Source organism: Alcanivorax sp. (assembly GCF_014762765.1).
Taxonomy (GTDB): Bacteria; Pseudomonadota; Gammaproteobacteria; order Pseudomonadales; family Alcanivoracaceae; genus Alcanivorax.
The window spans coordinates 1-1,760 of sequence record NZ_JABURH010000096.1; the positions used below are offsets into that span (position 1 = coordinate 1).

Consider the following 1,760-nt stretch of genomic DNA (forward strand, 5'->3'; position numbering starts at 1 on the left):
AGCGCGGGCAGCTGGGGCTTTGGCCTGTTCTCCGGTTTGTCATTACTGTTCTGGCGCCGTCGGCGTCTTGCGGCGGCGTAGCAGGCTGCGCCGCAACAGTTCCCAGATCAGCCCACCGGCCAGCATACTGGCCAGCAATAGTAGTAGTTTGGGGATGTCCACCAGTGTCCAGAACAGGATGTCGATGCTGGTGGGTTCCAGATTCTGAAGCACGATTATTGCCACCAGTATCACGGCCAGAATCTGCAAGGCCCCGATAGGGTGGCTCAACAGCCAGCGCCCGGTTGTCTTGCCGCCACGGGCCAGCGTTGAGGTTTTCTTTTCGCTGCGCTCTTCCATGTCAGACTCCTGTTATCGGATTGAATCGTTTTTTTCATCCTCTCCATCATGCCAGTCTCGGCCAATATGGCTAGGGGCCTCTGCTTTGGTCTTACTCGTACCAGCTGGGGGACATGCCTATAATAGTGCTGTCGTGGAAAGGAGAAGTGAATGGATATCAGTGCGGGTTGGGATCTGGTGGTGATTGGTAGTGGGCCGGCGGGTGAAGCGGCGGCCATGCAGGCGACCAAGAAAGGCCTGCGGGTAGCCATTGTGGAAGACCAGAAATCCCTTGGAGGCAACTGTACTCACTGGGGAACCATTCCTTCCAAGGCGCTTCGCCACTTGGTGCGCCAAGTGATCCGCACCCAACGCAATCCGCTGCTGCGCGGCATCATCAACCCCCGGGAAGTGCGCTGGCAGGACCTGATTGCCCGGACCCGCGAGGTGATTGATTCCCAGGTCCAGGTGCGCACGGACTTCTATATCCGCAACCGGGTGACGGTATTCGGTGGCCGGGGAGAGCTGCTGAGCAACAATGAGGTGAAGGTGGCGGACCGGGAAGGGAGGCTGCATTTGCTGAAAACCCGAAACGTGGTGATTGCCACCGGTTCAAGGCCCTATCATCCGGAGGATGTGGACTTTGAACATCCTCGAATCTATGACTCCGATACCATTCTCACCATGGATCATACCCCGCGCCATATCATCATCTATGGGGCAGGGGTGATCGGGTCGGAATACGCCTGCATCTTTACCGGCTTGGGGATCCGGGTTGACCTGGTCAATTCCCGGCAGCATTTGCTGGATTTTCTGGATACAGAAATTTCCGACGCGTTGAGTTATCACTTGCGTGAGCAAGGCTGCACCATTCGTCAGGATGAAGAATACAAGCGGGTGATCGCCGATGCTGATGGCGTCACGCTGGAATTGCAGTCCGGCAAGAAGCTGCGTGCCGATGCCTTGCTTTGGTGTAACGGTCGTTCCGGTAACACGCAGGACATGGGGCTGGATGCTGTCGGGCTTGAGCCCAACAATCGTGGGCAATTGCAGGTCAACGAGCGCTACCAGACCAGTGTGGACGGGATTTATGCGGTTGGGGATGTGGTGGGTTGGCCCTCTCTGGCCAGCGCCTCCTATGATCAGGGGCGCTTCTGTGCGGCAGCCATTGCCGGTGATGAAGTGCGCCAGGTGACGGATGTACCCACCGGGATCTATACCATCCCTGGCATCAGCAGCGTAGGGCGCAACGAACAGGAGCTCACAGAAGCAAAAGTGCCCTATGAAGTGGGTCAGGCCTTCTTTCGCAATCTGGCCAGGGCGCAGATTACCGGTGAGCGGGTAGGGATGCTGAAGATACTGTTTCACCGGGAGACCCTGGCAGTGCTGGGTATCCATTGCTTCGGCTATCAGGCCATGGAAATCGTGCACGTGGGGCAGGC

Annotated in this window: 2 protein-coding genes; one reads left to right on the forward strand and one right to left on the reverse strand. The window is 57.6% G+C overall.

Features of this window, described 5'->3' with window-relative positions; translation table 11 throughout:
- Positions 1 to 42 precede the first annotated feature (42 nt).
- Positions 43 to 339 carry a hypothetical protein gene (locus HUJ17_RS05040; protein WP_290509647.1) on the reverse strand — a complete coding sequence of 99 codons (297 nt, stop codon included), beginning with the start codon at positions 337 to 339 and terminating at the stop codon, positions 43 to 45.
- 150 nt (positions 340 to 489) lie between these two features.
- Between HUJ17_RS05040 and sthA the strand changes: the two genes are divergently transcribed.
- The coding region (gene sthA / locus HUJ17_RS05045; protein WP_290509648.1) for a Si-specific NAD(P)(+) transhydrogenase at positions 490 to 1,760 on the forward strand (1,271 nt) is incomplete at its 3' end.

Excerpts from the sequence above, each read along its gene's own strand:
- HUJ17_RS05040 (WP_290509647.1), bottom strand. The coding sequence starts at position 339 with ATGGAAGAGCGCAGCGAAAAGAAAACCTCAACGCTGGCCCGTGGCGGC.